This is a genomic window from Leclercia tamurae, assembly GCF_025566055.1.
In the GTDB taxonomy this organism is placed as follows: Bacteria; Pseudomonadota; Gammaproteobacteria; order Enterobacterales; family Enterobacteriaceae; genus Enterobacter; species Enterobacter tamurae.
In genome coordinates this window covers 334,672-359,172 of the sequence record NZ_JAMHKS010000078.1, presented here as the reverse complement: position 1 = coordinate 359,172, position 24,501 = coordinate 334,672, and the positions used below count along the sequence as shown (strand labels likewise).

28 protein-coding genes and 1 pseudogene are annotated in these 24,501 nt (G+C 58.4%); 14 read left to right on the top strand and 15 right to left on the bottom strand.

Annotation, left to right across the window (positions count from 1 at the left end; all coding sequences use genetic code 11):
- Positions 1 to 283 precede the first annotated feature (283 nt).
- From M8318_RS21645 to M8318_RS21620, 6 genes are all read left to right on the top strand, one after another.
- The gene (locus M8318_RS21645) at positions 284 to 1,522 is read left to right on the top strand and encodes an MFS transporter (protein WP_106993677.1); all 1,239 of its coding nucleotides are present in this window, start codon (positions 284 to 286) and stop codon (positions 1,520 to 1,522) included.
- 73 nt (positions 1,523 to 1,595) lie between these two features.
- On the top strand, positions 1,596 to 2,918 hold the full coding sequence (hisD, locus tag M8318_RS21640; RefSeq protein WP_262664447.1) for a histidinol dehydrogenase: 1,323 nt from the start codon (positions 1,596 to 1,598) through the stop codon (positions 2,916 to 2,918).
- A gap of 3 nt (positions 2,919 to 2,921) precedes the next feature.
- Entirely contained in the window at positions 2,922 to 3,686 is a 765-nt protein-coding gene (locus tag M8318_RS21635; protein ID WP_262664446.1) for an SDR family NAD(P)-dependent oxidoreductase, read from the top strand.
- 11 nt (positions 3,687 to 3,697) lie between these two features.
- A complete protein-coding gene (locus M8318_RS21630) occupies positions 3,698 to 4,420 on the top strand; it encodes an alpha/beta fold hydrolase (RefSeq protein WP_262664445.1) in 723 nt (240 codons plus the stop codon).
- The gene (locus M8318_RS21625) at positions 4,407 to 5,195 is read left to right on the top strand and encodes an HpcH/HpaI aldolase family protein (RefSeq protein ID WP_262664444.1); all 789 of its coding nucleotides are present in this window, start codon (positions 4,407 to 4,409) and stop codon (positions 5,193 to 5,195) included. Before M8318_RS21630 ends, M8318_RS21625 begins: the two co-directional genes overlap by 14 nt.
- 12 nt (positions 5,196 to 5,207) lie before the next feature.
- Positions 5,208 to 6,374: a cupin domain-containing protein gene (locus M8318_RS21620; protein WP_262664443.1), complete on the top strand. Its 1,167-nt coding sequence runs from the start codon at positions 5,208 to 5,210 to the stop codon at positions 6,372 to 6,374.
- Positions 6,375 to 6,414: 40 nt separating this feature from the next.
- On the opposite strand, the gene M8318_RS21615 is transcribed toward M8318_RS21620, so the two are convergent.
- Together M8318_RS21615 and M8318_RS21610 are read right to left on the bottom strand one after the other, a co-directional pair.
- A complete protein-coding gene (locus M8318_RS21615) occupies positions 6,415 to 7,050 on the bottom strand; it encodes a carbonic anhydrase (RefSeq protein WP_262664442.1) in 636 nt (211 codons plus the stop codon).
- Between the two features lie 43 nt (positions 7,051 to 7,093).
- Positions 7,094 to 7,906 carry an MBL fold metallo-hydrolase gene (locus M8318_RS21610; RefSeq protein WP_262664441.1) on the bottom strand — a complete coding sequence of 271 codons (813 nt, stop codon included), beginning with the start codon at positions 7,904 to 7,906 and terminating at the stop codon, positions 7,094 to 7,096.
- Between the two features lie 127 nt (positions 7,907 to 8,033).
- Between M8318_RS21610 and M8318_RS21605 the strand changes: the two genes are divergently transcribed.
- Positions 8,034 to 8,174, top strand: coding sequence for a hypothetical protein (locus M8318_RS21605; RefSeq protein ID WP_032617828.1), 141 nt, complete (start codon positions 8,034 to 8,036; stop codon positions 8,172 to 8,174).
- A 62-nt stretch (positions 8,175 to 8,236) separates the two neighbouring features.
- Here the strand turns inward: M8318_RS21605 and M8318_RS21600 are convergent, their stop codons facing one another.
- From M8318_RS21600 to M8318_RS21580, 4 genes and pseudogenes are all read right to left on the bottom strand, one after another.
- A complete protein-coding gene (locus M8318_RS21600; protein WP_262664440.1) occupies positions 8,237 to 8,719 on the bottom strand; it encodes a GlcG/HbpS family heme-binding protein in 483 nt (160 codons plus the stop codon).
- Between the two features lie 77 nt (positions 8,720 to 8,796).
- Positions 8,797 to 9,420 (bottom strand): response regulator transcription factor, encoded by a 624-nt coding sequence (locus M8318_RS21595; RefSeq protein ID WP_262664439.1) that lies wholly within the window; start codon positions 9,418 to 9,420, stop codon positions 8,797 to 8,799.
- Positions 9,413 to 10,741, bottom strand: a pseudogene (locus M8318_RS22770) (sensor histidine kinase). The gene M8318_RS21595 and the pseudogene M8318_RS22770 overlap by 8 nt, the downstream one beginning before the upstream one ends.
- Before the next feature lie 159 nt (positions 10,742 to 10,900).
- Positions 10,901 to 11,062, bottom strand: coding sequence for a hypothetical protein (locus M8318_RS21580; protein ID WP_166182259.1), 162 nt, complete (start codon positions 11,060 to 11,062; stop codon positions 10,901 to 10,903).
- A 163-nt stretch (positions 11,063 to 11,225) separates the two neighbouring features.
- Here M8318_RS21580 and M8318_RS21575 point away from each other — a divergent pair, with 163 nt between their 5' ends.
- The 4 genes from M8318_RS21575 to M8318_RS21560 are packed head-to-tail and all read left to right on the top strand — an operon-like array spanning position 11,226 to position 14,305.
- Entirely contained in the window at positions 11,226 to 12,044 is an 819-nt protein-coding gene (locus M8318_RS21575) for an ABC transporter substrate-binding protein (RefSeq protein ID WP_262664435.1), read from the top strand.
- Between the two features lies 1 nt (position 12,045).
- Positions 12,046 to 12,858 carry an amino acid ABC transporter ATP-binding protein gene (locus M8318_RS21570; RefSeq protein ID WP_262664434.1) on the top strand — a complete coding sequence of 271 codons (813 nt, stop codon included), beginning with the start codon at positions 12,046 to 12,048 and terminating at the stop codon, positions 12,856 to 12,858.
- Complete coding sequence (locus M8318_RS21565) at positions 12,858 to 13,634, top strand: amino acid ABC transporter permease (protein WP_262664433.1); 777 nt, start codon at positions 12,858 to 12,860, stop codon at positions 13,632 to 13,634. Before M8318_RS21570 ends, M8318_RS21565 begins: the two co-directional genes overlap by 1 nt.
- On the top strand, positions 13,619 to 14,305 hold the full coding sequence (locus M8318_RS21560; RefSeq protein ID WP_262664432.1) for an amino acid ABC transporter permease: 687 nt from the start codon (positions 13,619 to 13,621) through the stop codon (positions 14,303 to 14,305). Before M8318_RS21565 ends, M8318_RS21560 begins: the two co-directional genes overlap by 16 nt.
- On the opposite strand, the gene fumD is transcribed toward M8318_RS21560, so the two are convergent.
- The 4 genes from fumD to M8318_RS21540 all read right to left on the bottom strand — a co-directional run bounded on the left by fumD (position 14,286) and on the right by M8318_RS21540 (position 17,130).
- A complete protein-coding gene (gene fumD, locus M8318_RS21555) occupies positions 14,286 to 14,495 on the bottom strand; it encodes a fumarate hydratase FumD (protein WP_262664431.1) in 210 nt (69 codons plus the stop codon). The genes M8318_RS21560 and fumD overlap by 20 nt on opposite strands.
- Before the next feature lie 110 nt (positions 14,496 to 14,605).
- On the bottom strand, positions 14,606 to 15,418 hold the full coding sequence (locus tag M8318_RS21550; protein WP_106993663.1) for a MetQ/NlpA family ABC transporter substrate-binding protein: 813 nt from the start codon (positions 15,416 to 15,418) through the stop codon (positions 14,606 to 14,608).
- 28 nt (positions 15,419 to 15,446) lie between these two features.
- Positions 15,447 to 16,115 carry a methionine ABC transporter permease gene (locus M8318_RS21545; RefSeq protein ID WP_130588973.1) on the bottom strand — a complete coding sequence of 223 codons (669 nt, stop codon included), beginning with the start codon at positions 16,113 to 16,115 and terminating at the stop codon, positions 15,447 to 15,449.
- Complete coding sequence (locus M8318_RS21540; protein ID WP_262664430.1) at positions 16,108 to 17,130, bottom strand: methionine ABC transporter ATP-binding protein; 1,023 nt, start codon at positions 17,128 to 17,130, stop codon at positions 16,108 to 16,110. The genes M8318_RS21545 and M8318_RS21540 overlap by 8 nt, the downstream gene beginning before the upstream one ends.
- 281 nt (positions 17,131 to 17,411) lie before the next feature.
- Here M8318_RS21540 and ynhH point away from each other — a divergent pair, with 281 nt between their 5' ends.
- The 3 genes from ynhH (at position 17,412) to M8318_RS21530 (ending at position 19,684) form a co-directional block, all read left to right on the top strand.
- A complete protein-coding gene (ynhH, locus tag M8318_RS22805) occupies positions 17,412 to 17,708 on the top strand; it encodes a protein YnhH (protein ID WP_422655539.1) in 297 nt (98 codons plus the stop codon).
- Positions 17,709 to 17,715: 7 nt separating this feature from the next.
- Entirely contained in the window at positions 17,716 to 19,137 is a 1,422-nt protein-coding gene (gene pykF / locus M8318_RS21535) for a pyruvate kinase PykF (protein WP_262664429.1), read from the top strand.
- A 310-nt stretch (positions 19,138 to 19,447) separates the two neighbouring features.
- The gene (locus tag M8318_RS21530; protein ID WP_012017161.1) at positions 19,448 to 19,684 is read left to right on the top strand and encodes a major outer membrane lipoprotein; all 237 of its coding nucleotides are present in this window, start codon (positions 19,448 to 19,450) and stop codon (positions 19,682 to 19,684) included.
- Positions 19,685 to 19,747: 63 nt separating this feature from the next.
- Here M8318_RS21530 and ldtE read toward each other — a convergent pair whose 3' ends face one another.
- The 5 genes from ldtE to sufC all read right to left on the bottom strand — a co-directional run bounded on the left by ldtE (position 19,748) and on the right by sufC (position 24,498).
- Entirely contained in the window at positions 19,748 to 20,761 is a 1,014-nt protein-coding gene (gene ldtE, locus M8318_RS21525; RefSeq protein ID WP_262664428.1) for a L,D-transpeptidase LdtE, read from the bottom strand.
- A gap of 97 nt (positions 20,762 to 20,858) precedes the next feature.
- Positions 20,859 to 21,275, bottom strand: coding sequence for a cysteine desulfuration protein SufE (gene sufE, locus M8318_RS21520; protein WP_166182252.1), 417 nt, complete (start codon positions 21,273 to 21,275; stop codon positions 20,859 to 20,861).
- A gap of 13 nt (positions 21,276 to 21,288) precedes the next feature.
- Positions 21,289 to 22,509, bottom strand: a complete 1,221-nt coding sequence (gene sufS / locus M8318_RS21515) for a cysteine desulfurase SufS (RefSeq protein ID WP_262664427.1) — start codon at positions 22,507 to 22,509, stop codon at positions 21,289 to 21,291.
- The gene (gene sufD / locus M8318_RS21510) at positions 22,506 to 23,777 is read right to left on the bottom strand and encodes a Fe-S cluster assembly protein SufD (RefSeq protein WP_262664426.1); all 1,272 of its coding nucleotides are present in this window, start codon (positions 23,775 to 23,777) and stop codon (positions 22,506 to 22,508) included. The genes sufS and sufD overlap by 4 nt, the downstream gene beginning before the upstream one ends.
- Positions 23,752 to 24,498 carry a Fe-S cluster assembly ATPase SufC gene (gene sufC / locus M8318_RS21505; protein ID WP_106993656.1) on the bottom strand — a complete coding sequence of 249 codons (747 nt, stop codon included), beginning with the start codon at positions 24,496 to 24,498 and terminating at the stop codon, positions 23,752 to 23,754. Before sufC ends, sufD begins: the two co-directional genes overlap by 26 nt.
- Positions 24,499 to 24,501: the final 3 nt, after the last annotated feature.

Below are 24,501 nucleotides of genomic sequence, written 5' to 3'. Positions count from 1 at the left end.
GCGATGTTCCCCGCAAAACTGTGCCTCAGGAAGCGGGTACTTTTTAGTCTTACACCATCTTTGCATGCGTATGCAACAACCTAAATTATTTTTTTCACAATGGTGACAAACGACCTTTACAAAATTGAAACCTTTTCGTAACTTCAATTTTTGAATACGTATGCAGAGCAGTTTTCACACCGTCAATGGTACCGGGCAGATTGGGCAGTCACCAAAAGGAGTGAGCCGGTAAAAGTCGTACTTGACTGGTTTTAACCCATTACGTTTTAAGAGGTTCACAACCATGTTTCGAGCACTGTTACGCCGACCGGAAGCCCGGCTGTTCTTTATCATCAGCGTGTTGTTTTTTATCTGTATTCATAGCATCGATGCGTTTCTGGCCCCGATGATGATCAATCAGGGGATGGAGCCGCAGGTGATGGGGATCATCATGGGGGCCAGCGGGCTGGCGACCCTGCTGATCCGCTTCCCGCTGGGGATTGTCTCCGACGTGGTAAAGAGTCGGAAAATCTTTATCCAGTTCGCGCTGGTCCTGCCGATCATCGCCTGGCCGCTGGCCTGGCTGGAGCCGAATGCCATCACCCTGTATCTGGCGAAAGCGGCGGACGGGGTCACCGCTGCCACCTGGGTGCTCTACAACATCCTGTTTATTCGCTACTTTGATCGCAAAGAGGCCCCCGCTGCCGTGGCGCTGCTGGCGCTGGCCGGGCCGGTGGGGGTGTTTCTCGGCAACTGCATTGGCGGCCTGTTGATTCACTATTTTGATAACAACATCGCCTTTTTCGTCTCCTGCGTGTCGGCGCTGGTAGCGCTGTACCTCACCACCCGCATTCGCGATGTCCACGACCCGGTCAAAGCCCCGACCCTGAAAGCCTGTATCGCCGGGGCCCGCCTACAGCTGGCCGACCGTTCGGTGTGGCTGATCGGTATTCTGGCGACCCTCGTCATCCTGGTGCCTTTTGCCACCCGCGATACCCTGACGCCGATCTACGCCGAGCAGCTGGGCGGACGGGCCGGAATTTTGACCCTGCTGAGCAATATCCATCTGATCTTCTACGCTCTTGCCATTGCCCTGTGCAGCAGCGTGTTCTACCAGCGCCTGGGCCTGATGAAGACCGCGGTGCTGGGCATTGTGCTGCAGGTGGTGTCGACCTTTGGCATCCCCTTCACCAGCAATCTCTATCTGATCTATCTCTTGCAGGCGCTGGCCGGCTTCTCCTTCGGGATGGCATTCGCGGCCTTTATGTCCCTGAGCGTGGTCAATACCACCTCGGATGAGCAGTCGACGCGGATGGGGCTGTTCCAGACCATCTATTCCTGCGGCATGTTTGCCGGGCCGGTGATCATGGGAGTGATGATGCAGCACATTAACCTGTCGTCCGGGTATCTGTTTATCGCCGCCCTGTCGATCGTGGCGGCGATTGCCACCCCGCTCTCGGTGCGCTGGGTCTATTCCCGTAAAACACCGGCCACGGCTGAATTATCTCTTAACAGTTCCCTCGCGCCCGCGCGCGACCAGTAATTTTTATTCCCGATAAATTTATCCCGGCCCGCCGGGAGGATACCCCTCATCATAAATAGAGAAGGAAGATAGTGTGGCTTATATACTTAAAACCAGTAAACCGGTTCAGGAACGTCAGGATGCGCAGCGACAAATAAGGGAGACGGTAGAGCTTCTTCTCGCGGATATTGAAAAGCGCGGTAATAAAGCCATCCGTGAATTATCCGTTAAGTTTGACCGTTATGACCGGCAGGATTATCGCCTGAGCGATGCAGAAATTAATGCCTGTATCAAAAAATTAAGCCGCCAGGATATTCACGATATCGAATTCGCCCAGGAGCAGGTCTTTAATTTTGCTCGCGCGCAAAAAGCATGTCTGCTTGACCTGGAAATAGAGACCCGCCCCGGGGTGATCCTCGGCCATAAAAATATTCCTATTAACGCGGTTGGCTGTTATGTCCCGGGCGGGAAATATCCGCTGTTGGCCTCGGCGCACATGTCGATTATCACCGCCAACGTGGCGGGCTGCTCCCGCATCGTCAGCTGCGCCCCGCCGTTCGGCGGCGAGCCTGCCCCGGCGATCGTGGCGGCGCAGAAAATGGCCGGGGCCACCGAGATCTACGCCCTCGGCGGCATTCAGGCGATTGGCGCGATGGCGCTGGGCACCGATTCCCTGGCCCCGGTGGATATGCTGGTCGGGCCGGGTAACGCCTTTGTGGCGGAGGCCAAGCGTCAGCTGTTTGGCCGGGTGGGGATTGACCTCTTCGCTGGCCCCACCGAAACCCTGGTGATTGCCGACGATACCGTCGACGCCGAGATCTGCGCCACCGACCTGCTGGGACAGGCCGAACACGGCGTTACAACACCTGCGATCCTGCTGACCAATTCAATGACCCTGGCCAAAGAGACGCTGCGGGAGATCGACCGCCTGCTGGAAAAACTGCCTACCGCCGACATCGCCCGCCAGGCCTGGCAAGACTACGGGGAGATCATCGTCTGCGACAGCTACGACGAAATGCTCGCCGAAGCGGATCGCATCGCCTCTGAACATGTCCAGGTGATGACCGACCGCGACGACTGGTTCCTTGCGAACCTGACCAACTTCGGCGCCCTGTTCCTCGGCCCGCGTACCAACGTCGCTTACGGCGACAAGGTGATCGGCACTAACCACACCCTGCCGACGCAAAAGGCGGCGCGTTACACCGGCGGCCTGTGGGTCGGCAAATTTATGAAAACCTGCACCTGGCAGAAGGTGCTCAGCGATGAGGCCACCGCGGAGATCGGCAGCTACTGCTCGCGGCTGTCGCTGCTGGAGGGCTTTGCTGGGCACGCCGAGCAGGCCAACGTTCGCGTGCGCCGCTACGGTCAGGTGGAGGTGCCTTACGCCACTCCGGCCCCGGTCAGAGAGAAGGTATAACCCATGACCTTTCCTGAGATGCCCTCCTTTGGCCTGCACGGCAAGCGTGCCCTGGTGACGGGCGGCTCCAGAGGGCTGGGGTTCGCCTGCGCCGTCGCCCTGGCCCACGCCGGGGCACAGGTGTGGATCGCCGCCCGGGATCGCCAGGGGCTGGACGACGCCGCAACCCTCGCCGCGGAACACGGGCTGGGGCTGCACCTGGTGACGCTGGATATCACCGACGTGGCGCAGGTTGAGTCGGTGCTCGCCGGGCTGCCCGCGTTCGACATTCTGGTGAACAGCGCCGGGCTGGCGCGCCACGAAGCATTTCTGGCCGTCAGTGAGGAGAATTTCGATGCGGTGATGGCGATTAACCTGCGGGCCACCTTCTTTATCAGCCAGCGGGTGGCGGCGCGGATGCGCGACCAGCAGATTGCCGGGTCGATCGTTCACCTCTCTTCGCAGATGGGGCATGTCGGCGGCCCCCGCCGCAGCGTCTACTGCGCGTCGAAATTTGCGCTGGAGGGGCTCACCAAAGCCATGGCGCTGGAGCTGGGCGAGGATGGGATCCGGGTCAACACCCTGTGTCCGACCTTTATCGAGACCGCGCTCTCGGCGCCGTCGCTGGCCGACCCCGATTTTCGCCGCTACGTGCTGGACAACATCAAGCTGCCCCGGCTGGGCAAGGTGGAAGACGTTATGGGGCCGGTGGTGTTTCTGGCCTCCGATGCCGCGGGGATGATCACCGGCAGCGCGCTGATGGTCGACGGCGGCTGGACCGCAACCTGAGGAGTGAGATTGTGGATAATCGCGCCCTGCCGCTGGTCCTGCTCGGCGGCACGCTCTGCAACGCCCGGCTCTGGCAGCCCGTTCTGGCCCGGCTCAATCTGTCGGCCGTGATCTGCCCCCGGCTGACGGCGGACACCTCGGCGGAGCAGGCCTCGCGGCGGCTCCTTGAACAGCTACCACCGCGCTTTCTGCTGGCCGGGTTTTCGCTGGGGGCGATTGTGGCGCTGCAGATGGTCGCCGACGCTCCCGGACGCATTGCCGGGCTGGCGCTGCTGTCGGTCAACCCGCTGGCCGTTCCGCCGGAACATGCCCCGGCGCGGCGCGAGGCGGTGAGCGCTGCCCGCCAGCAGGGGCTGACGACGTGGCTATCTGCCAGCCTGTGGCCGAAGTACGTTGCGCCGTCTCGTGTGGGCGACCAGGCCTTACAGGATCTTATCTGCCGGATGGCAGAGGAGAGTGGCCTCGATACCCTAGTGACGCAGACCGAGATCGCCATTACCCGACGGGACAATCGCGGGGCGCTGGCCGCCCTTGCCTGCCCGATCATTATTATCAACGGCGTGCACGACCCGATCTGCACGCCCCACCACCACCAGCTGGTGGCGGAGAGCGCCCCGCAGGCGAGGTGCGTGACCCTCGCCGCGGCCGGGCACTTCACCCTTCTCGAAGTACCCGATGAGGTCGGCCCCCCGCTACGCCAGTGGATTCAGGAGTGTTCAGATGCGCAAGAATAAACTCAGGGCGGTGCACGAAAACGCCGCCATTATCAACGGCTGGCTGGCGATCCCCTCCAGCTACAGCGCCGAGATCCTCGGCCATCAGGGCTATGACGCGGTGACCGTCGATCTTCAGCACGGGATGATCGACTTCGCCAGCGCGCTCACCATGTTACAGGCGCTCTCCGCCACCCCGGCGGTACCGCTGGTGCGCGTTGCCGATAACGATCCGGCGCAGATCATGCGCATGCTGGATGCCGGTGCCTACGGCATTATCTGCCCGATGATCTCCACCCCGGAAGAGGCCCGACGCTTTGTCGCCGCCTGCCGCTATCCGCCGCTGGGCAATCGCTCTTTCGGTCCGGCCCGCGGCCTGCTGTACGGCGGGGCCGATTACCCTCAGCACGCCAATGATGAAATTCTGACCCTGGCGATGATCGAAACCCGCGAAGGGCTGGTGAACCTCGATGCCATTCTGGCCACCGAAGGGCTGGACGGGGTCTTTATCGGCCCTAACGATCTCTCCCTCACCCTGACCGGCAGCGCCAGCGCTGAATCCCGGCACCCGGAGATGCTGGCGGCCATTGAGCTGGTGGTCAGCCGCTGTCGTCAGCAGCAAAAAATCGCCGGTATCTTTTGTACCTCCGGCGAGGCCGCTGCCCGCCGTATCAGCGAAGGCTTCCAGTTTGTCACCCCCGCCAACGATGTCATGCAACTTGGCCGCGCCTCACGCGAAGCCGTCGCCCAGGCGCGCGGCAACGCGATCCCCACCACCGGCGCATCAGGCTATTAACAGGAGAGAATAATGAAAGCACGTCACATTACCCCGGAACAGGCCAGAAGCCGTCTGGTTGCCCCCGAAGATATGGTCTCCTGCAATCTGGCATTTATCGATTGCAAACTTCCCGGCTCGCACCTGAAGCAGAACTACTCCTTTATTGGCCCGGGCGTGACCCAGTCCTCAGCCCAGGTGGTGAATATCCCGGAACCGCACGGCTTTAACATCGGTGCCGCGGCGATGCCAAAAGGGGTGACCAATAATCTGCACCTGCACTTCACCGCTGAAGTGTTTTTGATCCATGAGGGGACCTGGCGATTCCGCTGGGGAGCTAACGGCGAAAACGAAGCCGAGTTCAGCGCCCCGGCCATTCTCTCCATTCCGACCTGGATCTTCCGCGGCTTTACCAACGTCAGCAAAGAAGAGACCTGCGGCATGGTCTACACGGTGCTTGGCGGGAATAATACCGGGGGGATCATCTGGCATCCGTCAATTCTGAATGCGGCCAGTGAGTACGGCCTCTATCTCAGCAAAGAGAATATGCTGATCGACGTCAACGTGGGGGATACCTTGCCGGAACCGGCGGGGCTGCTGGCCCCGCTGCCTCCGGAAGAGATTGCCGCCCTGCGCCACTACTCTGTCGACGAGATGCGCCAGCGGGCGGTCACCGGCGAGGATCGCCGCTGGTCTGCGGCGGGCCTGCTCGATTCGGTGCTGCCGGGCCACGGGGGGGAGATTGCCCCGGTGATTGGCTTCGGCATCAGCCAGGATAAACACGCCGGGCCCTCCATCGTCAACCCGCACGGCTTCTCGGTGGAGTGGCTGCGCCTGAAATCCGATCACGTGGTCGGCCGCCACTTGTGCCCGGACGTGCAGGTGATCATGGTCTTTAAGGGCACCCTGGAGGTGACCTGGAACCTGGAGGGCGAAGAGGTGAGCATTATCGCCCCGGAACGCTCGGTGATTTCGGTCCCGGAGAACAGCTGGCGACGTTATCGTGCGCTGGACGGCGACATGGAGTGCATTCTCACCACCCAGGGCGATCAACGTAAGCGGGTTTACTGGGATGAGACGATTCTGGAGCAGGCCAGAGCGGCCAATCGCTGCCTTGACCCAGATGGCTATGTAACGGCGGTGGATCTGCTGCCGGAAACGGCGAAGCGGGCGGGAATGAGGCTGGAAGTGATGCCTTAAACGGTTGCAGGGCGGGAGAGCCCGCCCTGCACGCTGACCATTACTCGAAGTAAACGCCAGGATTGTCTGACAGAGAAATGAAGGATTTTGACTCTTTATCCAGGGCGAGAATTGCCCCGCTTTCAATATCGTAAACCCAGCCGTGCAGACGGATGGCGTTGTTACGCAGGCCGACCGCCACCGACGGGTGAGTTTTGATGTTGCTCAGCTGGGCGAAGACGTTTTCCTGCACCATGGCATTCACTTTGTCAGTCGGGTTGTCCCAGGTTTTATTCTCCACCACCGCTTTCGCGGCATCGGAGTAACGCAGCCAGTGGGATACCGCTGGCATCGGATCGAGGTTGGCGTTATCGGCAATCGCCTTCATCGCGCCGCAGTTAGAGTGGCCGCAGATCACGATGTCGGTGACGCCAAGTGCCACCACGGCGTATTCGATAGTTGCGGAGACGCCGCCTGGCTCAGGCCCGAACGGCGGCACGATGTTGCCAGCATTACGAATGACAAAGAGCTGTCCCGGATCCTGCTGGGTCACTAACTCCGGCACCAGACGGCTGTCGGAACAGGAGATGAAAAGCGCTTTGGGATTCTGGCTGGAGGCCAGACTGCGGAAGAGGTCTTTACGTTGCGGAAAAACTTCTTTTTGAAAGCTGAGAAAACCTTCAATGATATGTTGCATAGCAATGTCTCATTTTATTGTGATTGTACAGGCATGATCGAGATCACGGTTTTTTGAGTTTACTCACCGTCCCCGAGTTCAGACAAGCAATATATTTCTGGACCGACCGCATGACAATCTCCCGCGCATTGGCGGAAATGTTCTGCCCTTCAAAGGCGCCGTAGAGCCGTTCAAAGCGCACATCCTCCAGACGCGCGCCGATCGCGCTCACCTCATCTGCCGGCAGCGGCAGCATATTCGGGTAGCTCCACATAAAGGAGACCGCGTCTTTACCGGGGGTCACCTGCAGGATATCCCCGGCCAACACTACGCCTCCCTCGATATTCCAGTGCAGTACCGTCCCACCCGCAAAGTGACCGCCCAGCCGCAGGAGCGTAACGCCAGGGGCGATCTCGAGGGAATCCCCCTCCCAGAAGCGCAGGGCGGGACTGTCCCGCATCACCCACTGCCGATCGCTGGCATGCAGATACACCGGGGCATTAAAGGCCGCGGCCCACTCCTGCATGGTGGTGTAGTAGTGCGGGTGCGAGATGGCGATAGCGTCGATCCCACCCAGGGCTGTCACCAGGGCATGGGTGGCGGGGTCGAGATTGGCGATGCAGTCCCAGAGCACGTTGCCTTGCGGGGTACGCAGCAGGATCGCCCGCTGGCTGATGGCAAAGGCGGGGACGGTTTTGATGGTCAGAAGGTCAGCCTCGAGCTGCTGCCACTTGTTGGTGTGGGTGGTGGTCAGGGTGCTGAAATCGACCCACTCCTGCCCCGTCGCGGGCACGTACTGGCGTTCATCCTCGCAAATGGCGCACTGTTGCGGTTCGAGGTCATAAGACGTGCCGCAGGTTTTACAGATGGCGATCATGACTCCTCCTTTGTCGGATAAGTGATGAGTATGGCAAGGATTATCCTTATGTGCGCTGGGGTGCCTCAGGCCATGGTTTTGCTCTATAATACGACCTGGAACAAAAACCGAACAAAGCAGGTAAATGATGGAAATTGATCTCAACAATCTGGTGTTTGACGGGCTGGATGAAGCGGAAGAACGTAACGCAGAACGCCTTGAAGATGCGGATAAAAAAGCCCAGGCGATTGTGGCGGACGATGACTGCGGCGACGCCTGCAAGATCTGATGTAAAAAGCCGGGTGGCGGCTGCCGCCTTACCCGGCCTACAACACCCGTAGCAATTAATTATTACGACTTATTCATACTGTCGATTGCTTGCTGGGCGCAGGCTTCATCCAGATGCCCACCCGGCGCGCCGCCGATCCCGATAGCCCCGATCGTCTCATCCCCTTCCTTAACCGGTAAACCACCCGCCAGCAGCAGCAGGCCCGGAATATCACGCAGGTTCTGTGCTCCCGCGTTGCTTTGCGCGGACTCCATCACTTTGCCCGAGGCATTTTTGGTGCTGAGGGCGGTAAAGGCTTTCATCTCGCTGGCTTTCAGAGTGTGCGGACCGGCGTTGTCCGTGCGCTGAACCGCTTTAACCACCCCGGCACGATCCACCACCGTGACGCTGACCTGATAATTTTTGGTCGTACAGGCCTGAATGGCCGCGCTGGCTAAAGCGTTCGCCTGAGTCAGGGAGAGACTTTTTTGCGTCACGGACTGGGCCTGCGCCGATACGCTGACCATCCCGGCTACACACACTGCTACCATCATTAACTTTTTCATCGCACATCCTCGGGTAAGTGGAAACAGATGCAGCGTACCGATATGCGTACTGAAATGTTATTCGGTCGATTACGCAGTTACCCTGGTAGTTCTACGGATTGCAATTTGTCGTATTCCCGAATGGCCTGCACCAGGCTGGAGACCCCGAGCTTGGCGAACACCGCGGCCCGGTGCGCCTCCACCGTTCGGGGCGAGAGGTTCAGCCGGGCGGCGACCTCTTTATTACTGCTCCCTTCCATCAGGGCCAGCAGTACCTCGTGTTCCCGGGCGGTGAGCTGCTCAAACAGCGCTCTGACCCGTCTGGCCTCCTGCCAGCGCCCCACCCGCTGCTGGCTCTCCGCCAGCGCGGCGGTAATGGATTCGATCAGCTTGTCGGCATCCAGCGGCTTGGTGAAGAATTCAAACACCCCGTTATGAAACGCCCGCCGACAGGCATCGATGGTGCCGTGACCGGTCATCAGGATCACCGGCAGCAGCGGCCAGGCCCAGGCCCCCTCCTCCAGCCAGGCCAGCCCGCCTTTGCCCGGCATACGCATATCCAGCAGCAGGCAGCCGGTCAGGGCCTTTTCGTCGCCGTGGGCGGCGGTAAAAGCCGCAATACTCTCGTAAGGTTCAACGCGCCAGTGCATCCCGGAGAGCAGAAAAACCAGCGACTCCCTGACCGAGGCATCATCGTCAATTAACCAGATGACGTTATCCATTTTCCTGACTCCCGTAATAAGCAAACTGCAACCGGACCCTGGCCCCGCCCTGCGGGGCATTATCCAGGGTCAGGGTGCCATTCATTCTGGTGACTAATGACTCGGTTAAGGTCATGCCCAGGCCGATGCCACCCTGCCGCCCGCTGTAAAAGGGCATAAAGGCGTTGAGTAAGGCCTCCGGGGTAAAGCCCGGCCCGCCGTCAGTGATCTCTATTTGGATAAATTCGCCGCTGCGCTGGCTGTGGATATGCACCCAGCCCGCCGCCCGCTCCTGCTGCGCCTGGATGGCGTTGCTGAGGAGGTTGTGCAGCACCTGCTCCAGCCACAGCCGGTCGGCGCAGAGCGTGCGAGCATCGGGGGCGAAATCATGGGTGAGACGAATATGTCGGGCGGTGCGCTCGTGCTCCAGCAAGTTGCCGACCTGCTGCCAGCAGCTGGCCAGATCCACCTCGCCCAGGTCCACCCTCTCCTCGGTGACATGTTCGCGAAAGCGGGTCAGCAGCTCGGCTATCCGCTGAGTCTGTACCAGCGCCGAGCCGAGGGCCTGAGACACCGCCTCGGGATTGCCCTGATGCAGCTAGCGCTGGGCCCCCTGGATCCAGGTCTGCACCGCCGTCAGGGGCTGGTTAATCTCATGCACGATCCCGGCGGTGATTTCCCCCAGGGTATTGAGCCTGGCATGCTGATAATACCGGGCGCGCTGGTCGGCTTTTTGCCGCTGCTTACGCTGCCAGAGGATCACCCCACCCGCCGCAATCACTATGCCCCATCCCAGCCAGAGCAGCACAAACGGCACCGGAGCAACGTTCAGCCACGCCGGTCGGGCCTCGGCCCGCAGGATAAAGGGCTGAGTGTGCAGGGAGAACTGCCGCTGCCAGTGCCAGAAGGCCTCTTCGGAGGGTGGCGATACGTTGCCGCGCAGATCCAGACTGAGGCGGGTAAAGTGCGGTCTGGCGCCGATCACCGACCGGGTATCGATCAGCACCCGGATCTGTCGCCAGGGGTTATAAAGCCAGTATTGCGTGTCGCCCACGGGTTCAACCCGCGCGGCGTCGAGGGCGCGCCCCTGGGTCTTTTGCAGGTCGCGTATTTGCGGGAATTTTTTACGCAGCGCGGCCAGATCTTCATCGCCATTCAACAGGGGCAGCACCGACTCATTCTGGGTGAGGACCGCCCCGGTTTCAGCAAAGGCGGCGGCAAACGCCCGGTCCAGATCCCAGAACTGACGGCGGATCTGTTCGGCATACAGCAGCACGCTGCTCAGCAGACAGGCAATCAGCCAGATCAGAAGCCCACGTTTTAAAAATTTTCGGTTGTTCATTTAGTTAACTGGCGCTGGAAAGGACGCCAGAGACCTTAGCAGGAAGCTAAGCCGGGGACAAAACTTGCGGAGATTTTTGGAAGTTAGGGTCCAGAATGGCGGGGCGTGCGCGGAAGAACGCACACCTCGTTCCAGTAGGTTTCCCGCACATGGCGGTGCTCAGCGTTGCGTTTGCTCATGGAACCACTCCGGGTCGATGTTGGCGATGTCCACGCCATACAGGCTGGCAACCGGCAAAATGGATTCAATAATACGCTGCGCGCTGTTCTCTTCCGGTTTTGCGGCAAAAAACCGCCGTAACGTACTCATCAGTTTGCCCATTGCCCTGTTCCTCATCTTTTCAGCCTGAATGCAGTAAACCAGCAATCTGCCCGCGGTGGAAATGCCGATTCCGGCAATAGTAAAGACGATATTGGCATTTGGCGGTCGGGGTCGGTTATGGGAGCGTAACAGGACAAAACAATAAACAGACTCAGAGGAACTTATGGCAATACAGACAAAACTGGCGCTGGCACTTGGTTTGCTGGCCGCAGGGGGGATCGCTGCTACTCAGGCGCAAGCAGACCAGCTGGCCGATATTAAGGCCGCAGGGGTGGTGAAAGTCGCCACCTTCGATGCCAACCCGCCGTTTGGTTCGGTGGATGCTAAAAGCCACGAGATCGTCGGCTACGACGTGGATTTCGCTAACGCATTAGCCAAAACGCTGGGGGTCAAGCTGGAGCTGGTCGCCACCAACCCGGCGAACCGCATCCCGCTGCTGCAGTCGGGCAAGGCGGATCTGATCGTGGCGGATATCACCATCACCCCGGAGCGCGCCCAGGTGATCGATTTTTCCACCCCCTATTTCGTGACCGGGCAGCAGTTCCTGGTGCCGGCTAACGGGGCGGATAAGCTGGATGCGTATAGCAAGGCGCGTATCGGGGCGGTAAAGGGCACGACTGGCGAACAGGCGCTGCATCAGCGTTTCCCGCAGTCCCGCGTGCTCTCCTATGATGATATCCCGCTGGCGCTGACGGCGTTGCGCAACGGCAACGTGCAGGCCATCACCCAGGACAGCACCATTCTGGCGGGTCTGCTGGCCCAGGCCCCGGACAAAGCCAGCTTTAAAATTCTTCCTGACCTGCTGAGTAAGGAGGAGATCGGCGTCGGGGTGAAGAAAGGCGAAACCGCGCTGCTGAAAGTGGTGAACGACGAGCTGGTGAAGCTGGAGAGCAACGGCGAGGCGGCGAAGATCTACGATGTCTGGTTTGGACCGCAGACCCCCTCCCCGCAGCCTCGCGCCTTTAAAATAGAAGCCCAGTAAGATGTCAGGTTTATTCTCACGCTCCGCGGCACCTGCCGCGGATTTTTCACATCTGGCGCAGGCCAGCGTCACCTTTTCAGAGGTGGCAAAACGCTACGGCGATCGTCCGGTGCTGAAGGGCATCAACCTCAGCGTCACGCCAGGGGAAGTGGTGGCCATTCTCGGGCCGTCGGGCTCCGGTAAATCGACGCTGATCCGCCTTATCAATCAGCTGGAAACCCTGACCTCCGGCGACATCCTGATCGACGGCAAATCGACGCGTCAGCTCTCCCGCCAGGCGTTGCGCCAGTTGCGCAGCCGGGTCGGGTTTGTCTTTCAGCAGTTCAACCTCTACAGCCATCTGACGGCGCGGCAAAACATCGCCCTGGCGCTGAAGCACGTGCACGGCTGGCGGCCCGTCGAGGCCGACACCCGCGCCGAAGCGCTGCTGGCCCAGGTGGGCCTGGCGGACAAAGCCGACCACTATCCGGAGGCGCTGTCCGGCGGACAGCAGCAGCGGGTGGCGATCGCCCGGGCGCTGGCCTCCTCCCCGCAGATCATCCTGTTTGATGAGCCCACCTCGGCTCTCGATCCCGAGATGATTGGCGAAGTGCTGCTGGTGATGAAAGCCCTCGCCCACAGCGGGATCACCATGATTGTCGTCACTCATGAGATGCAGTTTGCCCGGGAGATTGCCGACCGGGTGGTGTTCATCGATGGCGGGCACATTCTGGAAGTGGCCCCGCCAGAGCAGTTCTTCCAGCACCCGTCCCATCCGCGCACCCAGCGTTTTCTGCAGAAGGTGCTCAACCCGCTGCATCCGGGAGCGGTGTGATGCCGGCCCTCGACTGGCAAGGGGTGCTGACCGGCCAGCCCTTGCAGTGGTTAGTGTCCGGTTTTCTCACCACCCTGTGGGTGACCCTGGCGGGAATGGTGGTCGCCAGTCTCATCACCCTCGCCTGCCTGGGGTTGCGTCTCGCCGGGGGCCGCATCGGCGCAAACATCGTGGCCCTGTGGGTCTCGCTGTTTCGCAACACCCCTCTGCTGGTGCAGCTCCTGTTCTGGTATTTCGCCGCGTGGAACGGATTGCCTCAGGGTTTTCGCACCTTCGTGATGGATGAGCATTCCTGGTCGCTGCTGCCGGGTCAGGTCTGGTGGTTCACGCCCGAATTTCTCTGCTCCGCCTGGGGGCTGGGGGTCTTTACCTCGGCCTTTCTGACCGAGGAGATCACCGCCGGATTACGCGCTGTCTCTGCCGGACAGCGGGAAGCCGCGCTGGCACAAGGCTTTTCCGCCTGGCCGCTGCTGCGCTACATCCTCCTGCCGCAGGGGCTGGCCAACGCCTGGCAACCGGTGGTGGGTCAGTATCTCAACCTGATGAAGCTCTCGTCGCTGGCGAGCGGAATTGGCTTTGCGGAACTGACCTATCAGGTGCGGCAGATAGAGAGCTATAACGCCCATGCGCTGGAGGCCTTCAGCGTCGGCACGGTGCTGTATCTGCTCACCGGCGTGGCGATGGGCGTGCTGCTGACGAAACTGGGTCCCACAACCGAACGGCGTAAAAAAGTCGCCCTTACCGCCCGGAGTGAAGAGAAATGCTGGCCGGACTGACCGTGATTACCGATAACCTGGATTATCTGCTGTGGGGGCGCGCCGCAGCCGGTCAGCCCGGCGGCGTGCTGCTGACGCTGCTGATGGCCTTCGGCGCAGCGGCACTGGCGTTACCTGCCGGAATAGCGCTGGCGGGGCTGGCGTGGCGATTTCCGGGGGCGATCCGCAAGGCGCTGTTCCTGTGGGCCGAGATTATCCGCGGGATCCCGCTGATATTTGTCATTTTCTGGCTGTGGTATCTGCTGCCGCTCATTACCGGGGGCGATCTCCCGGGTGCGCTCACCGTCACCCTGGCGCTGGCGTGGTTTACCGCGGCGGCGGTGATGCACTCGGTGCTGGCCGGACTGCGGGCATTGCCCGTAGGGCAGTATGAAGCGGCGCAGGCGCAGGGGTTCAGTGAGCTGCAAACCCTGGGGTGGGTACTGCTGCCGCAGACGTTGCGCAACATCTTGCCGTCGCTGGTGGGGATTTTTATCAGCCTGCTGAAAGACACCTCGCTGGCCTTTATCGTCAACGTGCCGGAGCTGACTACCGTCGCAGGCCAGGTGAACAACCGGGTGCAGATCTACCCGGCGGCGATTTTTGTCTTTACGGGGGTGGTCTATTACCTGCTGTGCTGCGGGATTGAACAGCTGGCAAAACGCTGGCAGTTTAATCGGCCAGCGCTTTAACCACGGTTTCCATCGCCTGGGTCGTCAATTCACTGCGCTTTACCCGCTGGTTCGCCAGCGAGGTACGCAGGACCCCGGCGATGACAATATGCTTTGGCTCCTGCCCGAGATCGCGCATCTCCAGAACGACTTTGCCTACCACGCGACACATCTCCTGATACAGCGCTTCGTCTTTGGTTACATTGCCCATGATCTTCACTCCATTGCCTGAAAACGTCAGCTTAAAGCATTCATAAGCCTTATACAAAAAAGAAGCCCGGCGAGAGACTCACCGGGCTTTTTAAAAGCAGAATCAGGGGATTAGTTGTTAACCGGGATCACCGCACCTTTGTATTTGGTGCGGATCCACTCCTGAATTTCTTTAGAGTGCAGCACGTCCACCAGCGCCACGATATCTTTCTTCTTCTCATCGCCACGGTGCACGGTGATGATGTTGGCGTACGGGTTGTTTTCACCGCTCTCTACCGCGATCGGGTCGTGAACCGGATCCAGACCGGCGTCGATGGCGTAGTTGGCGTTGATGACCACCGCCGCGCCTTCGTCATTGTTGTACATCTGCGGCAGCAGAGAGGCTTCAACGTTCGGGGTGAACTGCAGTTTTTTCGGGTTCTCAACGATATCGCTGATGCGCGCGGTCACTTTGTCGATGCCCGGCTTGAGCTTGATCACGCCCTCTTTCTCGAAGATAGAGAGGATACGGCCCTCTTCAGAGACGGCATCACGCATGATGATTTTGCCGCCTTCCGGCAGATCTTTCAGCGACTTGTATTTTTTGGAGTAGATACCGATCGGCTCGATATGGATCGCCCCGGCGCTGACGAAATCATACTCTTTATCCCCGGCGTGATCTTTCAGCACGCTGTTCAGGTACGGAATGTGCTGGAAGTAGTTGGCGTCGATGTCACGGCCTGCCAGGGCGGTGTTCGGCAGAATGTAATCCTGGAAGGGTTTGATCTCCAGATCGATACCCTGCTTCGCCAGAATCGGCTTCGCCTGTTCCAGAATTTCCGCGTGCGGAGTGTTGGACGCGCCCACGGTCAGGGTGTCAGCCCAGGAGGCGAAACTCAGGGCGCTAAGGGTTGCTGCGGCGATCAACGTCAGTCTCTTTTTCATGATGATGGTTCCTGTGTGTTATTAGTGTTTATCTTTTGTCTAACAGTGATGTGATGATGTCGCCGCAGAACTGGATAATGAAAACGATGATCAAAATGGTCACCGTTGCCACCAGCGTGACGTCACCATGGTTGCGCTGGAATCCTTCCAGATAAGCCAGATTTCCCAGACCACCGGCACCAATCACCCCCGCCATTGCGCTGTAACTGACCAGCGCAATCAGCGTCACCGTGATCCCTGAGACCAGAGCGGGTGATGATTCCGGCAGTAAAACCCGAAAAATTAAGGTGCTCAGTCGGGCACCCATTGAGCGCGTCGCCTCGATCACCCCTTTATCCACTTCACGCAGGGCAATCTCCACCAGACGGGCGTAGAACGGCGCGGCGCCAACAATCAGCGCGGGCAGCGCGGCATTCGCCCCTAGGATGGTTCCCACCACGGTTTTGGTGAAGGGGATCAGCAGCACAATCAGGATGATGAACGGGATCGAGCGGAACACGTTGACCACAATCGAAATCACGCTGTAGACCGTGCGGTTGTGGAACATGCCACCCCGGGCGGTTAAAAACAGCGCCAGGCCGAGGATTAGCCCGAGTACAAAGGTCGCGACACCGGAGAGGGCCGTCATGTACAGCGTTTCCAGGGTGGCGGCCCAGAGCTGGTCCCATTTCAGGTGCGGGAAGAGATTCTCAGCCATGTTTAATTACCTCGCCTTCAATATCACTGTGCTGCAAATCGGCGAGGATATTGTTCAGTTGTTCTTCTGTTGCCACCACGTGCAGCCAGAGCTGGCCGAATACGCCGTGGGCGGTTTGCGTCATTTTGCCGTGCAGGATGTTGAACGGCAGGCCGTAGCGCAGAGTCAGCTCCCCGACAATCGGCTTGTGGGTGCTGTGTCCGGTAAAGGTCAGCTTGATGACGGTGCCTTCCAGCTCGTTCGCCAGCTCGGTGTTGAAGGTCTCTTCTTCGGCGTACTGGCTCACCTGACGAACAAACTGTTGCGTAATCGGCTGCTGCGGATGGGTAAAAACCTGCAGCACTTCCCCCTCTTCCACCACTTTGCCGTTTTCCATCACCGCCACGCGGTCACAGATTTTGCGCACCACGTGCATTTCATGGGTGATGAGAACGATGGTCAGCTTGAAGCGACGGTTAATGTCGAGGAGCAGATCGAGGATCTGATCGGTGGTCTGGGGGTCCAGCGCCGAGGTGGCCTCGTCGCAGAGCAGGACGTCCGGGTTATTCGCCAGCGCCCGGGCAATGCCGACGCGCTGCTTCTGCCCACCACTGAGCTGGGACGGGTAGGCCTGTTCGCGGCCTTTCAGCCCCACCAGCTCCACCAGTTCCGCCACGCGGGCTTTAATTTTGGCTTTTGGCACCCCGGCGATCTGCATCGAGAAGGCGATGTTCTCGTTTACCGTGCGGGACCACAGCAGGTTGAAGTGCTGAAACACCATACTGATCTTCAGTCGCGCCTGGCGCAGGGACTCACCTTTCGCCGCAGAGATATCCTGGCCGTTGATGGTCACGCTGCCGGTGGTCGGTTTTTCCAGACCATTCAGCAGACGAATTAAGGTACTTTTACCTGCGCCGCTGTAGCCAATAATTCCATAAATCTGTCCCTGCTCTATCGCCAGGTTTACGTTGTCAACGGCGGTCAACGCCACTTTTCCGTTGTCAAAAATCTTCGAAATATTGCTGAGTACTATCATTCTTAGAGTAATCCGTTCGCCTGTGGCGGTTTAGCAGTATGGATGTCCAAATGATAGTAAACAGCCGTTATTAGCTTTTAAACGACTGAAAAGGAATATCTTATAACTTACAGCGATATACCCCGTGCGGACTGGTAATAACCGTAAAGCGCATTTTCGGCAATCAATAGTTACGGAGTGAATATGTGGACTCGCCCAAACACTTTGCGGCGTTTGACGTAAGGATTTCTACTGGCGCAACATTCTGAGGGCGAACCTTAACGCATTGATAACAATCTATTGTGAAACGCCATATAAAATTTTTGAAACGCTGTTTTTCTTTCCCTTTTGCGCATCTTTCAGCGTATAATGCGCGCCTAATCCCTGATGAATGGTTTCAGCGCTTGGACTACAAAAAACAACGCAATCAACTTTCCCTCTCTCCCTGGGCTGAACCACAGGCACACATTCTTCTGCACGCTCATTTGATGTCTCCTATCCTTAGTGCGTGTCACAAAAAATTTCGCAACACAGGTTTGACTCTGAGGCCCTGCGCCCCCGGAGCGAGATTTCCATATCCTTCTCAACTTAAAGACTAAGACTGTCATGAAAAAGACGAAAATTGTTTGCACCATCGGCCCGAAAACCGAATCTGAAGAGATGCTGACCAAAATGCTGGAAGCCGGCATGAACGTTATGCGTCTGAACTTCTCTCACGGTGACTATGCTGAACACGGTCAGCGCATCCAGAACCTGCGCAACGTGATGAGCAAGACCGGTAAAAAAGCAGCAATCCTGCTGGATACCAAAGGTCCAGAAATTCGTACCATCAAACTGGAAGGCGGTAATGACGTTTCGCTGAAGGCGGGACAGACCTTCACCTTCACCACTGACAAGTCCGTTGTCGGCAACAGCGACATCGTTGCTGTAACCTATGAAGGCTTCACCACCGACCTCTCCGTTGGCAACACCGTGCTGGTGGACGACGGCCTGATCGGTATGGAAGTCACCGCTATCGAAGGCAAAAACGTTGTTTGTAAAGTGCTGAACAACGGCGACCTGGGTGAAAACAAAGGCGTTAACCTGCCAGGCGTTTCCATCGCCCTGCCAGCGCTGGCAGAGAAAGACAAACAGGACCTGATCTTCGGTTGCGAGCAAGGCGTTGACTTCGTTGCTGCCTCCTTCATCCGTAAACGTTCTGACGTGGTTGAAATCCGTGAGCACCTGAAAGCGCACGGCGGCGAGCACATCCAGATCATCTCCAAAATCGAAAACCAGGAAGGCCTGAACAACTTCGACGAAATCCTCGAAGCGTCTGACGGCATCATGGTTGCACGTGGTGACCTGGGCGTTGAAATCCCGGTTGAAGAAGTGATCTTCGCGCAGAAGATGATGATCGAGAAGTGTGTTCGCGCACGCAAAGTGGTTATCACCGCGACCCAGATGCTGGACTCGATGATCAAAAACCCACGTCCAACCCGCGCTGAAGCCGGCGACGTGGCGAACGCCATCCTCGACGGTACCGATGCAGTAATGCTGTCCGGTGAATCCGCGAAGGGTAAATACCCGCTGGAAGCGGTTTCCATCATGGCCACCATCTGCGAGCGTACCGACCGCGTGATGCCAAGCCGTCTGGATAACAACAACGACAGCCGTAAACTGCGTATCACCGAAGCGGTGTGCCGTGGCGCGGTTGAAACTGCTGAGAAACTGGAAGCACCACTGATCGTGGTTGCCACCCAGGGCGGTAAATCTGCGAAAGCGGTGCGTAAATACTTCCCGAACGCGACCATCCTGGCCCTGACCACTAACGAGATCACTGCTCGTCAGCTGGTACTGAGCAAAGGCGTTGTGCCACACCTGGTGAAAGAGATCGCCTCTACGGATGATTTCTACCGTCTGGGTAAAGAAGTGGCCCTGCAGCTGGTTGAGCGTGGCCTGGCGCAGAAAGGTGACGTTGTGGTGATGGTTTCCGGTGCGCTGGTACCAAGCGGAACCACTAATACCGCATCTGTTCACGTCCTGTAATAATACCGAACGAATTAATTTGTATAAGAAGCGTCCTTCGGGGCGCTTTTTTTATTTCCGCTATCAACCAAACTTATTAAAAAAGCAAATCGGGTTTTTCTATTTAACGGGCACGTAATCTAAGATGAATCCGATGAAAATTGTCTGTTTTTGCACAATATTTTTCACGAAATAGTCAAAACAGGTGTTTCTTTGAGCGAACGATCAAAAATAGGCATATTCCCATCAAAAAAATATTCTCAACCTAAAAAACTTTGTGTAATACTTGTAACGCTACATGGAGATTAACTCAATCTAGAGGGTATTAATAATGAATCGTACTAAACTGGTACTGGGCGCGGTAATCCTGGCTTCTACTATGCTGGCTGGTTGTTCTAGCAATGCTAAAATCGACCAACTGTCTTCTGACGTTCAGACTCTGAACGCTAAAGTTGACCAGCTGAGCAACGACGTGAACGCAATGCGTTCTGACGTTCAGGCTGCTAAAGACGACGCAGCACGCGCTAACCAGCGTCTGGACAACCAGGCTACTAAATACCGTAAGTAATAGTACCTGTGTTAATAAAATGGCGCACATTGTGCGCCATTTTTTTTTGCCCCGTATTTCGCTTTACTGAATCGCCTGTTCATGCCCGCCCTGGGCCACGCCTTCCGGCAAGCGACTGTTCTGCGCTGACAAGCTGCCGCTCTGTACCTGCGACCCGCCACCTGCTGAGACCACCACCGGGATCCCCGCCCGACGCGCCAGGGCTTTATTCACCAGCTGCTTATCGCTTCCGTCCTGCGTGATAAACGAGCTTAACCCGGCAGATTGCGCGATAGTCAGGGTTTGTGGGTTTTCCCCCTCCGCCGTCGCCAGCGGACGATGCACTTCAACGTAGCGCTTACCGTCCGGCTCCACCGAGAACTTCACCGGCTCATTGATGATCTGAACCCGTGTACCCACCGACGTCTGGGCGAATAGCGCCTTGATATCCGGGGCATTCATACGCATACAGCCGGAGCTGACGCGCAGTCCGACGCTATCCGGTGCGCTGGTGCCGTGAATGAGGTATTCGCCGTTACCCACACCCAGACGCATTGCAAAGCGCCCTAACGGGTTATTGGGCCCTGCCGGCACCACCGGGGGCAGTTTGATGCCCTGCTCCAGAGAGCGCGCTCTGATGCCCGCTGTGGGGGTCCAGGTTGGATTGGGGATTTTCTGGCTGATGCGAGTGACGGTGACCGGCGTATCGAGCCCCAGTTGACCAATGCCCAGCGGATAGACCTGGACGCTGTTTTCACCCGGCGGATAGTAGTAAAGCCGCAGTTCTGCCAGATTCACCACGATCCCTTCTCGTGGGGTGTCCGGGAGCAACATTTGCGAGGGGATGGTGATTACCGTGCCCGGGGCCGGATAGACCGGGGCGATGGTATTATTGGTTTCGAGTATTAAGTGCGCAGCGGTATTAAACCGGCGCGCAATGGCCTGCAGGTTATTATCCCCTTCCTGAATGATATACGTCTGGTTTTGCCCGATAAGCCGACTGCCCGCCGGTGGCAAGGGATAATCCATCGCCAGGGCGCTATTAATCGCGCTGAGCGAACCAAAAAAAATGAGAGAGACCAGGGACGCGCGCTTCATACTGAGATTCCTTATTCACTGACTGAACGTCAGAAAGCTGAAAAACCCACGAGGCGGGAACCGCCTCGTGAAACAGAATGATAGCTGTCTGGTAAGTTTAGCTAATGTTGGCGGCTTTGGTGCGGATTGCGCGGATCATTGCCTCAAGCCCCTGAGAGCGGGAAGGCGTTAAATGCTGGGCCAGCGCCATTTTTTCAAACCACGGGCGCACGTCAAAGGCGACAATATCCTGAGGGGACATCTGCTGATATAAAATAAACACGACAGCAATAAGGCCTTTCACTATTGCCGCATCACTGTCGCCCGCTAATTCAATCATTCCGGCGTCATTCTGGTGCATTATTATCCACACCTGACTCTGGCAGCCCTGAATACTGTTTTCCGGGCTGTGCGCCTCCTGGCTCAGCTCAGGCAGGCGCTGCCCCAGCTCAATAATGTAGAGGTATTTCTCTTCCCAGTTTGCGCAACGCGTAAAGTTACGCAGCAATTTGTCTCTGTCTGGCAACGCAGCCATCTTTTCCCCTCTTTCAGCCCAGCAGATGGTGGATACGTTTCAGCCCTGCCACCAGTCTGTCGACCTCTTCCATTGTGTTGTACATCACCAGCGATGCGCGGCACATCGCCGGTACCTGATAGAACGCCATCAGCGGCATGGCGCAGTGGTGTCCGGTGCGCACCGCCACCCCGTAGTTATCGAGAAAACTGCCGACGTCGTAGGCGTGGTGTTTTCCCAGATTAAAGGCGATCACCCCCTGACGGTCTGCCGGGCCGTACAGGGTCAGATCCGGCACGCTGGCCAGCTCTGCCAGCGCGTAGTGCATCAGCGTCTGCTCATATTCGGCAATGGCATCAAGGCCAATGGACGAGACATACTCTATCGCCGCCCCGAGGCCGATAATGCCCCCGGTGTTGGGCGTCCCGGCTTCAAAGCGCCACGGCGCCCGGGCGTAGGTGGTGCCTTCGCTCAGGCTGACGGTGGCGATCATCGATCCGCCCCCTTCCCACGGCGGCATCTTCTGCAGGATGTCGTCTTTAACGTACAGCACGCCGATCCCGGTCGGGCCGTAGAGTTTGTGCCCGGAGAAGACGTAGAAATCGCAGTCCAGCGCCTGCACGTCCACGGTGTGGTGCATCACTGCCTGGGCCCCGTCCACCAGCACTTTTGCGCCGACCTGATGCGCTTTGGCAATGATCTCCGCCACCGGGTTTTCGGTACCCAGCACGTTGGAGATTTGGGTGAGGGTCACCAGCCGGGTGCGCTCGTCCAGCAGCGTCTCCAGCCGTTCAAGCTGTAGGGTGCCGTCCTGATTGAGCGGGATCACCCGCAGTTCGGCTCCGACGCGCTCGCACAGCATCTGCCATGGGACGATATTAGCGTGGTGCTCCATCTGGGTGATGATGATGTTATCCCCCGCATGGACCTCAGCACTGCCCCAGCTGTTGGCCACCAGGTTGATCCCTTCGGTGGTGCCGCGCACAAACACCAGCTCTTCCGGAGAGCGGGCGTTTAAAAATGTTGCCGCCCGGGTACGGACGTTCTCCATTCGCTGCGTGGCTTCGGCGCTGAGGGTGTGGATCCCCCGGTGCACCGCGGCATAACCGTGCCGGTAAAACTCTGCCTCGGCCTCGATCACCTGCGCGGGCTTTTGCGCGCTGGCGGCGCTGTCGAGATAGGCAAGCGGCAGACCGTTCACTTCACGGGTCAGGACCGGAAAATCCGCCCGCACTCTCTCTACAGGAAAACTCATGCCACACCTCCAGGCAGACGCTGACCGATACGCGCCAGCACCTGCTGTCTTAAGGTTTCATCCCCGAGCGCTTCGGTCAGCTCGGCGGCAAAGGCGTAAATGATCATCTTCTCTGCCGCCTGCTTGTCGATCCCGCGGGAGCGCAGATAGAACATCTGCTCATCATCAATCCGACCTACCGTTGCCCCGTGACTGCACTTCACGTCATCGGCATAGATCTCCAGCTGCGGTTTGGTATCCACTTCCGCCAGCCGACCCATCAGCAGATTGTTGTTGGTCATCTGCCCGTCGGTTTTGATGGCGTGCTGCGCCACGTTAATTAGCCCGTTAAAGACCGCCCGGCCCTTATCGCTGACGATGGTTTTGTGCAGTTGACGACTATTGCAGTAGCCCTTGTTGTGCTCGAGCCAGGTGCGGGTGTCGCACACTTCGGTTTTCACCGGCATCGCCAGGCTGTTAATGCGCAGCGTGGTGTTTTCGCCGTTCAGCTGGGTGCTGGTGTTATGACGCAGCACCGCCCCGCCCAGCAGGAAGCTGTGACTGTAGGCCGCCGCATCGGCGGCAAGCAGCAGATCGTTATGGGCGAAGTGGTGACTCACCGCATTCTCAAACGCCAGCTTGATATGGTGCAGCTGAGCGTTGGCCGCCACGTTCATGGTCAGGCGTGAGCCGGTGAAGTGCCGTGCCGGAGTCAGGCTGGCGTAGTGTTCAACAACCGTCGCCTCTGCCCCTTCGCCCAGTTCCAGGTGGTGACGATAGTGGGCGGTGTTGATCTCCTCCCCTTCGAGCCCCTGGGTGATATGCATCAGCAGCAGCGGCTTCGCCGGGCGTGTATTCCGCTTCACGCGGATATGGGTCACGCTCCGGGCCAGGCTCTCGGTGAGGTGCAGAAATAGCTCCGGTTGCACCGGTGCCGTCAGGCTCTGACGCTCATCGTTAATAATGACCTCAAACCCGCTGTCGTCGGTGCTGTCGCTCAGGTCCGGGTTAAAGCGTCCGTCAACAAACACCAGCCGGGTGGCGTCAAAGGTCAGCGCCAGTACATCCCGATCGGCGGAGGTTACGCTGGCAGGCCGGGTAACGAACTCGCCGTTAAGCAGTCCGTCCAGCGGGGTGTATTTCCAGTTCTCGTGCTTACGCGTCGGCAAGCCGAGGCGCAGCATCTGCTGCAGGTGCTGCTGGGCCTGTTCAGAGCGCGTTCCGCCCTGGGCCTCAAACAGACGATGCCACTGCTGCAGCGCGTTACTGCTGTTCGCTAAGCCAGCCATAGCCCTGCTCCTCCAGCTGTTTCACCAGCGTGAAATCACCGGATTTCACAATCCGCCCCTGATAAAGCACGTGCACGTAGTCCGGCTTGATGTAATCGAGAATACGCTGGTAGTGGGTTACGATAATGAATGACCGCTTGCCGTCGCGCAGGGCGTTGACGCCGTCGGCGACAATCTTCAGGGCGTCGATATCCAACCCGGAGTCGGTTTCATCGAGAATGCACAGCTCCGGCTCCAGTACCGCCATCTGCAGAATGTCGTTACGCTTCTTCTCCCCGCCGGAGAAACCAACGTTGACCGAGCGGGTGAGCAGGTCTTCCGGCATCTTCAGCAGCTGGATCTTCTCTTCCATCAGATCCTGAAAATCAAAGCGATCCAGCTCCTCTTCGCTGCGGTATTTGCGCACCGCATTCAGCGCGGTCTGCAGGAAGAACTGATTGCTGACGCCGGGAATTTCCACCGGGTACTGGAAGGCCATAAAAATGCCTTCCCCCGCGCGGTCTTCCGGTGACATCTCCAGCAGATCTTTACCCTTAAAGTCTACCGAGCCGCCCACCACTTCGTAATCTTCGCGCCCGGCAAGGGTCGCCGAGAGCGTACTTTTCCCTGAGCCGTTCGGCCCCATAATGGCGTGGACTTCGCCCGGACGAACCTCCAGGCTCAGGCCGCGCAGGATCGCTTTATCTTCCACACTGACCTGTAAATCTTTAATGCTTAACATGTG

Bases quoted from the DNA above. Each gene is read 5' to 3' on its own strand.
- M8318_RS21645 (WP_106993677.1), top strand. From the start codon at position 284: ATGTTTCGAGCACTGTTACGCCGACCGGAAGCCCGGCTGTTCTTTATC.
- M8318_RS21635 (WP_262664446.1), top strand. From the start codon at position 2,922: ATGACCTTTCCTGAGATGCCCTCCTTTGGCCTGCACGGCAAGCGTGCC.
- M8318_RS21625 (WP_262664444.1), top strand. From the start codon at position 4,407: ATGCGCAAGAATAAACTCAGGGCGGTGCACGAAAACGCCGCCATTATC.
- M8318_RS21620 (WP_262664443.1), top strand. From the start codon at position 5,208: ATGAAAGCACGTCACATTACCCCGGAACAGGCCAGAAGCCGTCTGGTT.
- M8318_RS21615 (WP_262664442.1), bottom strand. From the start codon at position 7,050: ATGCAACATATCATTGAAGGTTTTCTCAGCTTTCAAAAAGAAGTTTTT.
- M8318_RS21610 (WP_262664441.1), bottom strand. From the start codon at position 7,906: ATGATCGCCATCTGTAAAACCTGCGGCACGTCTTATGACCTCGAACCG.
- M8318_RS21605 (WP_032617828.1), top strand. From the start codon at position 8,034: ATGGAAATTGATCTCAACAATCTGGTGTTTGACGGGCTGGATGAAGCG.
- M8318_RS21600 (WP_262664440.1), bottom strand. From the start codon at position 8,719: ATGAAAAAGTTAATGATGGTAGCAGTGTGTGTAGCCGGGATGGTCAGC.
- M8318_RS21595 (WP_262664439.1), bottom strand. From the start codon at position 9,420: ATGGATAACGTCATCTGGTTAATTGACGATGATGCCTCGGTCAGGGAG.
- M8318_RS21580 (WP_166182259.1), bottom strand. From the start codon at position 11,062: ATGGGCAAACTGATGAGTACGTTACGGCGGTTTTTTGCCGCAAAACCG.
- M8318_RS21575 (WP_262664435.1), top strand. From the start codon at position 11,226: ATGGCAATACAGACAAAACTGGCGCTGGCACTTGGTTTGCTGGCCGCA.
- M8318_RS21570 (WP_262664434.1), top strand. From the start codon at position 12,046: ATGTCAGGTTTATTCTCACGCTCCGCGGCACCTGCCGCGGATTTTTCA.
- M8318_RS21565 (WP_262664433.1), top strand. From the start codon at position 12,858: ATGCCGGCCCTCGACTGGCAAGGGGTGCTGACCGGCCAGCCCTTGCAG.
- M8318_RS21560 (WP_262664432.1), top strand. From the start codon at position 13,619: ATGCTGGCCGGACTGACCGTGATTACCGATAACCTGGATTATCTGCTG.
- fumD (WP_262664431.1), bottom strand. From the start codon at position 14,495: ATGGGCAATGTAACCAAAGACGAAGCGCTGTATCAGGAGATGTGTCGC.
- M8318_RS21550 (WP_106993663.1), bottom strand. From the start codon at position 15,418: ATGAAAAAGAGACTGACGTTGATCGCCGCAGCAACCCTTAGCGCCCTG.
- M8318_RS21545 (WP_130588973.1), bottom strand. From the start codon at position 16,115: ATGGCTGAGAATCTCTTCCCGCACCTGAAATGGGACCAGCTCTGGGCC.
- M8318_RS21540 (WP_262664430.1), bottom strand. From the start codon at position 17,130: ATGATAGTACTCAGCAATATTTCGAAGATTTTTGACAACGGAAAAGTG.
- pykF (WP_262664429.1), top strand. From the start codon at position 17,716: ATGAAAAAGACGAAAATTGTTTGCACCATCGGCCCGAAAACCGAATCT.
- M8318_RS21530 (WP_012017161.1), top strand. From the start codon at position 19,448: ATGAATCGTACTAAACTGGTACTGGGCGCGGTAATCCTGGCTTCTACT.
- ldtE (WP_262664428.1), bottom strand. From the start codon at position 20,761: ATGAAGCGCGCGTCCCTGGTCTCTCTCATTTTTTTTGGTTCGCTCAGC.
- sufE (WP_166182252.1), bottom strand. From the start codon at position 21,275: ATGGCTGCGTTGCCAGACAGAGACAAATTGCTGCGTAACTTTACGCGT.
- sufS (WP_262664427.1), bottom strand. From the start codon at position 22,509: ATGAGTTTTCCTGTAGAGAGAGTGCGGGCGGATTTTCCGGTCCTGACC.
- sufD (WP_262664426.1), bottom strand. From the start codon at position 23,777: ATGGCTGGCTTAGCGAACAGCAGTAACGCGCTGCAGCAGTGGCATCGT.
- sufC (WP_106993656.1), bottom strand. From the start codon at position 24,498: ATGTTAAGCATTAAAGATTTACAGGTCAGTGTGGAAGATAAAGCGATC.